The following is a 6,228-nucleotide window of genomic DNA, read 5'->3' as shown; positions in this document are numbered from 1 at the left end:
GCGGATCCTGCCGCTGATTTTCTTCTCATACCTGCTGGCGTTCCTGGACCGGATCAACGTCGGCTACGCGCAATTGCAGATGAAGGGAGATCTGGGTTTTTCCGATGCCGTGTATGGCCTCGGAGCGGGCATCTTCTTTCTCAGCTACCTGCTGTTCGAGGTTCCGAGTAACCTCCTGCTCGAACGCATCGGCGCACGGCTTACAATTCTGCGGATCATGGTGCTGTGGGGCCTGACATCGGCCGCTACGATGTTTGTCACGACTTCCACACAGTTCTACGTGGTGCGTTTCCTGCTGGGCGTTTTCGAGGCCGGCTTCTTTCCTGGCATCATCCTGTACCTCACCTACTGGTACCCAAGCACGCGCCGTGCGGCCGTCACGGGTATGTTCATGTTCGCCATTCCAGTGTCGGGAATCATCGGTGGTCCGGTGTCTGGCTGGATCATGTCGTCGATGAACGGCGTCGGTGGCTACGCGGGATGGCAGTGGATGTTCTTGCTTGAAGGGTTGCCCACGGCATTTCTGGGTATCGCCTGCTTCCTTTTGCTGAAGAACAGGCCTGCGGATGCCGGTTGGCTGACGCCCGCGGAGAAGGATCTTATCCAGAACGCTCTCGGTGCTGATGCATCTGGAGCCGCCAGTGCGCACAGTGGAGTGGGATCGGAGCTTCGCCAGGCCTTCTTTGATGCTCGTGTGTGGCTGCTCGCGCTGATCTACTTTGCTACAGCCTGTGCGAACTACACCTTTACGTTCTGGCTGCCAACGATGATCAAGGGACTGGGCGTCACCGATGTCGCGCAGATCGGCTGGTACTCTGCCATCCCGTATGTGTGCGCTGGTGCGGGCGTCCTGTTGCTGACGCGCAGTTCGGACCGATTCAAGGAGCGACGTTGGCACGTCGGCGGTGCTCTCATCATTGCGGCGGCCGCGCTGGCATCCACCACATGGCTTCAGTCCTCGCTCGCCGCGAGCCTCGCAGTCCTTTGCTTCGGCGCTTTCTTCCAGTTCGGTGCCGGCATTGCATTCTGGGCCATCCCGCCGACGTACTTGCGCAAAGAGGCCGCTGCGGTGGGAATCGGACTAGTGAGTTCCATCGGCGTGGTTGGCGGCTTCGTCAGTCCGACACTACTGGGCTTTATCAAGGGGCAGACCGGAAGCTTGTCATACGGCATCTATGTCATCGCTGCCATCATGGTCATCGGTGGTCTCGCCATTCTGTTTGTACTGCCCAAGAGCGCCTTGCGTGTGGGCGCCGCGCAACCGGACTAGGCCTTTTCGCTTCCATCAGGACGGCAGCGTTTCACGCAGCCCGCAGCACCAATATTTCACTGCACCGTATGGCGGCCAGAAATGAATCCAGCAAAGGAGATCTGTAATGAAACCCACAACGATTACCCGCTTCTCGCACGTGCTTCCAACCGACACGGCGTTCCGGGGTGAAGGCCTTCGCGACTTCTTTGTGTATCGCGACCTTGGCATTGCTGCCGCCACGAACGGACGCGTGATCGCGCAATTGGTGCGGGCGAATAATGCACCGGAAAACGGCACTGGATGGCATGTACATAAGGCAGAGTTTCACATCGTCTACATGCTGAAAGGTTGGGCACGCTTCATGTACGAGGACCGCGAGACGCTGGTGGCCGCAGGTGATTGCGTGCATCAGGCGCCGGGAATCAGGCACTACCTTTTCGATTACTCTGAAGACATGGAGTATCTGGAGGTAGTGGGACCTGCCGATTTCGCAAGCATTGAGGTGGAAGGACCTTGTGCGGTACCGAAGCCAACGCCATGGAAGCAACGGGCGGCTTGACGCGTTGCGCGTAGGAGCGCCCCCGAAAGACATTGGACTTCGATACACCGGCTGAACGATTCCATCAATCCGTTGCGTTGACCGGTTGAATCCACAATGCCTAAGCCGCCAGAAGACATGATCTCGTCATTGTCCGAGAAGGGTCGGGATGCGGATGCCAGCCAATATCGTCGCCATGGGGGGTGTGTGCAACACCCCCATCCGCCTGCTCAGCGGCACCCAGTACACCACGCCATTCGCTACGCCAGATCTACAGGGCCGTGATCGTCGCAATGGTCACCGTGTGGATGGTGAAGATGGCCCTTGACCAGGTAGTCCATGTGGTCACCGTGTGGCACGGCTTCGTGCCCGCAGCCGGGGCCGTGGACATGCCCGGGCTCGTGCCCCCCGCAGTTGTGGTCCGGCGTGCATCGGTCGGGATTTTTCTCACCGACTTCTAGCCGGTGCTCATCGACATGGCTCGCATGCGGATGATGCAAATGGCCGTCATGCAGAAAATCGATGTGTCCGTTGTGCCGGATTGCCGTATGGCCGCAGTGCATGCCATGCCGGTGATGATGGTGGGCATGGTGCGGCAGATCGCAAGTGCTCATGCCAGACTCCTTTCGATAGGTTGCCGCACGGTTCAGCGGCAAACAGGCGCGCCTGCCAACCATGATAGACGAGCGAATGGCCCGCCATCGCGACGCCGTGGACCCACATTCAAAACCTGCGTCCCAGCTTCGGTCCTGTTGACGGACACGCGTGGCGAAGAGAAGGCGCGATCACCTGCGGGGCAGTCGTGGCAGTACAACTGACAAGCTGACGATCCCCGTCAGTCCTGCGCAGCGCCACCTCGCCACTGAGCGATTGCTTGCCCGGTTTGTTGGTGGCAGACTTGCAACAAAGTTGCAAAGAGTGCTGATCCTCTTTCCTTGCTTCCCATGCGGCAGCGCTGCTTATCGATCCTGCTGGTCCTGTTCCTGCTGTTCGCTCAGTCGGTGGTGGCGGTCCATGCGCTCGCGCATCTGCAGRCTCACCAGCAGACGAACCCCTGTGCGGCACCTGCCGATGTCGGGCAGTGCGGGCCCGCACGTTTGCCATGACCCGTTTTCCGCTACGCGCCATCGCGGCCGGCGGCGCGGCCGCTGTCGCCGCTGTCGCCCATGCCCAATCGGCAGAATCCAATCCGCCTCTCTCACCGTCTCCCTCTCCACCGCGGGGCAGCCTGACACAGCAGGAAGCGATAAAACCTGCACACGCTCGTGGTCGCAGCCAGGCGCCTGGACTAGGTACGCAACGCGCTGTCGCCCGAGAGCGGCAGTGCCGTCTGTCGGCTCAGTGGCTTCCAGAGTCGGAGCCGTGCAACGGTTAGCGCCATTAGCGGGGACTCTTCCCATGTTTGATCAACGATTCCTCAAGGTCGCCATCGTCGTCCTGCTCCTTCACGCAGGGCTGCTCTATCTGATCCAGACCGGCCTGGGCCGCAAGCTGACCGAGGCGGTTGTCGGGCCCGAGATCATCGCGCGCATCATCCCGATGGAACTGCCGCAACAACCGCCAGCGCCGGAGCCACCCACGCCGCAACCGACGCCGCCCAGACAGGCCAGGGTGGTGACGCCGCACCCGAACCCGAACCCACCCAAGCCGCAACCCACGCCGACCGCCGTAGCATCATTGCCGCCGCTGCCGAACGCGATCGAGGCGCCGCCGCCTCCGCCCGCTGCCCCAGCTCCGGCGCTGGAGCCGCCCGCACCAGCCGCACCTGCCGCAGCGGCAAACGCCGCGCCCCGCGCGGTGGGAATCGGTGAAATCGCTTGCTCGTCGCCGCAGGTCACCTATCCGGCGCAATCGCGCCGCACGGGTGAAACCGGCAAGACGATCGTGCGCCTGACCACTGACGAAAACGGCCGCGTGGTCAAAGCGGCCGTTGTCAGCTCAAGCGGATCCACCCGCCTCGATACGGCCGCGGTCAATGCGGTACAGGCGATGCGCTGCAAGCCCTATATGGAGAACGGCCGTGGCGTGGCGGTCACCGCACAGCAGCCGGTCACCTTCGAACTGGACTGAACTGCCGGAACTTTCCGCGCCCGCTAAACGCCGCCTATTCACCGCTTGTTCACCGCCTATCCAGGAGCCACCATGCAGGACCTCGGACTCTCACACCTCTGGTCGCAAGGCGATGTCGTCATGCGCGCCACCGCCATCATTCTGTTGATCATGTCGGTGCTTTCGTGGATCGTGATTCTCACCAAGGCGTGGGATCTGGTTCGCCTCAAGTCGATGGCACGTGGCGCCGAAATGCGTTTCTGGCGGTCGGACAATTTCGATCACGCACTCGACACGCTGGGCGCCAACGATGCCAACCCGTTCCGCGCGCTGGCCATGGCCGGCCGCGAAGCCGCGCAGCACCATCTCGCCAGCCAGCCGCAACTGCAGGATGCACTGGACATCTCGGACTGGCTGACTCGCTCGCTCAGGAGCGCCAACGACGAAGCCGTGGCGCACATGCAATCGGGCCTGGCTGTGCTGGCCTCGGTCGGCTCGACCGCGCCCTTCGTCGGGCTGTTCGGCACCGTGTGGGGCATCTATCATGCGCTGATCGGCATTGGTGGCGCTGGCGTGCCAACCATCGACAAAGTGGCCGGCCCGGTGGGCGAGGCGCTGATCATGACCGCCTTCGGCCTGGCAGTGGCAATCCCGGCCGTGCTCGGCTACAACACACTAAGCCGGGGCAACAAGGGCGTCATCAGCAAGCTCAACCGCTTTGCGCACGACCTGCACGCCTACTTCGTGACCGGCGCCCGCGTGCGCCCCACCACGAGCGCGCGCGCCGATGACGGTTCGATGCGGCTGGCTGTCGAGAACTGAGCGCCTGCATCCCTGGGCCCGAAACAGGAGGGATAAGCATCATGGCATTTGGCACGCTCGACGAAGACGATGACGAACTGATGAGCCAGATCAACATGACGCCGCTGGTCGACGTCATGCTGGTGCTGCTGATCATCTTCATCATCACCATTCCTGTCATCAATCAGGCGGTGAAGATCAGTCTTCCCCGTGCGAGCAACCAGCCCAACGACACCAGGCTGCAGGACATCAAGCTGTCGATCGATGCGCAGGGCAGGGTGTACTGGAACCAGCAGCTGGTAGACAACGCCGCGCTGGAGCAACGCATTGCGGAAGCCGTCAAGCTGCGGCCGCAAACTGAATTGCATCTGCGCGCGGATCGCGACGTGCGCTACGAGCGCGTGGCCGAGGTGATGGCGGCCGCGCAGCGCGGCGGCATCGACAAAATCGGGTTCATTACCGAACCGAGGCGTTGACACTGCTGCTAGGCAGAATCGGCGCYGATGCGAACGCCCGTGTTTTTGGAGATCTCAGAGGAGAATTGCTGTGTGGGTTCAGCGTATAGCTATTCGCACCGGTATCTGGATACTTGTGCGCCAGCGCGCTGTACAGCCTCCGACGCTTGCTGCGTCTGTACCGGATTATGGCTGAGCATGGCACGCTCAGCGTTGGTAACAGCAGCCTGGTAGGACTGGCGCAGCGACGGGCAGATGATGCTTGAAGTGAGCCTGGCCTGCCCCTTGGGATCGAAGACGGATGACGGTTCAGCGCGATACTCTGCGTTTTGTTGGCCGATGGATTTCTTTACCATCTCCGTCTTTGCGTCGCTCTGGCACGGGGCATCCTGCAACGTGACTTGCCCCGCGGCGCTCCGGCATTGATAGATGGTCTGGCCGGCGGCATTCGTGGCCATGACGAACATCGCGATTGTCAGATACCTCTGCATGGTGCAACTTCAGGATACGGGTGCCTGCACAGCGCGCAGCTTTCGCGCGCTCTCCGGTCCTGACGGGCCAGTTCCTTCAGTCGACTGTGGCGAGATAACAGTGATGTAGTCGCTGAGGATCGTCCCCAGTTCGACGTCCTTGGATGTGTAGCGCATGATCGGGATACCGGCCGATGCAAGAACATCATTCTTTTGCTTATCGCGCTTCTGTGCTTTAGCGCTACCGTGCGAGGCGCCGTCAAGCTCGATGACATAGAGCGGCCGCATCGTCTTGCGCTCACAAACCAGGTAGTCGACATACTTCTGAGCGAACAGGTTCCTGGCGGCCTGTGATTTTCCCTTGTGCTGTACAAACGCGGACATTGCGACCTGGGGAAAGACGTGCGTTTCTTTCAGCGCCGCGCTCAGCCGCTCGTAGAGCTGTATCTCATCCTGGCGCAAGAATGGCGCTCTGCGGGCAAAGCGAAAATGCTTAGAGGGACTCCCGCCTGCGCCTGCCGCCTTCAGTACCGACAGGACAACGACGACAATGCCGAAAAGGAACACCAGCCCGAGCATCGCTTTCACTTGACCCTCCTGCGCCTATTGTTGTATCGCGCGATACTAAGCACTAACACGACCTGGCAGCACCCCTCCATAGTG

General features: G+C 61.2%; 8 protein-coding genes. 5 read left to right on the top strand and 3 right to left on the bottom strand.

Going from position 1 to position 6,228, the window contains the following annotated elements:
- On the top strand, positions 1–1,270 hold a 1,270-nt coding region (locus tag AC1DO7_RS08135), incomplete at its 5' end, for an MFS transporter (protein ID WP_477115978.1).
- Between the two features lie 106 nt (positions 1,271–1,376).
- The gene (locus AC1DO7_RS08130; RefSeq protein ID WP_441614120.1) at positions 1,377–1,811 is read left to right on the top strand and encodes a cupin domain-containing protein; all 435 of its coding nucleotides are present in this window, start codon (positions 1,377–1,379) and stop codon (positions 1,809–1,811) included.
- A gap of 239 nt (positions 1,812–2,050) precedes the next feature.
- Here the strand turns inward: AC1DO7_RS08130 and AC1DO7_RS08125 are convergent, their stop codons facing one another.
- On the bottom strand, positions 2,051–2,404 hold the full coding sequence (locus AC1DO7_RS08125) for a hypothetical protein (RefSeq protein WP_441614121.1): 354 nt from the start codon (positions 2,402–2,404) through the stop codon (positions 2,051–2,053).
- A gap of 784 nt (positions 2,405–3,188) precedes the next feature.
- Here AC1DO7_RS08125 and AC1DO7_RS08120 point away from each other — a divergent pair.
- From AC1DO7_RS08120 to AC1DO7_RS08110, 3 genes are all read left to right on the top strand, one after another.
- Positions 3,189–3,860, top strand: a complete 672-nt coding sequence (locus AC1DO7_RS08120; RefSeq protein WP_441614122.1) for an energy transducer TonB — start codon at positions 3,189–3,191, stop codon at positions 3,858–3,860.
- Between the two features lie 72 nt (positions 3,861–3,932).
- A complete protein-coding gene (locus AC1DO7_RS08115; protein WP_441614123.1) occupies positions 3,933–4,661 on the top strand; it encodes a MotA/TolQ/ExbB proton channel family protein in 729 nt (242 codons plus the stop codon).
- A gap of 41 nt (positions 4,662–4,702) precedes the next feature.
- Positions 4,703–5,116 (top strand): ExbD/TolR family protein, encoded by a 414-nt coding sequence (locus AC1DO7_RS08110; protein ID WP_441614124.1) that lies wholly within the window; start codon positions 4,703–4,705, stop codon positions 5,114–5,116.
- An 89-nt stretch (positions 5,117–5,205) separates the two neighbouring features.
- Here the strand turns inward: AC1DO7_RS08110 and AC1DO7_RS08105 are convergent, their stop codons facing one another.
- On the bottom strand, positions 5,206–5,586 hold the full coding sequence (locus tag AC1DO7_RS08105) for a DUF4124 domain-containing protein (protein WP_441614125.1): 381 nt from the start codon (positions 5,584–5,586) through the stop codon (positions 5,206–5,208).
- A 9-nt stretch (positions 5,587–5,595) separates the two neighbouring features.
- Positions 5,596–6,144: a DUF2726 domain-containing protein gene (locus tag AC1DO7_RS08100; protein ID WP_441614346.1), complete on the bottom strand. Its 549-nt coding sequence runs from the start codon at positions 6,142–6,144 to the stop codon at positions 5,596–5,598.
- Between the last annotated feature and the right edge of the window lie 84 nt (positions 6,145–6,228).

The organism is Cupriavidus sp. 05N40, assembly GCF_056397305.1.
The sequence above is the reverse complement of the archived record's forward strand: the minus strand, read 5'-3'. Positions and strand labels throughout refer to the sequence as shown.

Excerpts from the sequence above, each read along its gene's own strand:
- AC1DO7_RS08130 (WP_441614120.1), top strand. The coding sequence starts at position 1,377 with ATGAAACCCACAACGATTACCCGCTTCTCGCACGTGCTTCCAACCGAC.
- AC1DO7_RS08125 (WP_441614121.1), bottom strand. The coding sequence starts at position 2,404 with ATGAGCACTTGCGATCTGCCGCACCATGCCCACCATCATCACCGGCAT.
- AC1DO7_RS08120 (WP_441614122.1), top strand. The coding sequence starts at position 3,189 with ATGTTTGATCAACGATTCCTCAAGGTCGCCATCGTCGTCCTGCTCCTT.
- AC1DO7_RS08115 (WP_441614123.1), top strand. The coding sequence starts at position 3,933 with ATGCAGGACCTCGGACTCTCACACCTCTGGTCGCAAGGCGATGTCGTC.
- AC1DO7_RS08110 (WP_441614124.1), top strand. The coding sequence starts at position 4,703 with ATGGCATTTGGCACGCTCGACGAAGACGATGACGAACTGATGAGCCAG.
- AC1DO7_RS08105 (WP_441614125.1), bottom strand. The coding sequence starts at position 5,586 with ATGCAGAGGTATCTGACAATCGCGATGTTCGTCATGGCCACGAATGCC.
- AC1DO7_RS08100 (WP_441614346.1), bottom strand. The coding sequence starts at position 6,144 with ATGCTCGGGCTGGTGTTCCTTTTCGGCATTGTCGTCGTTGTCCTGTCG.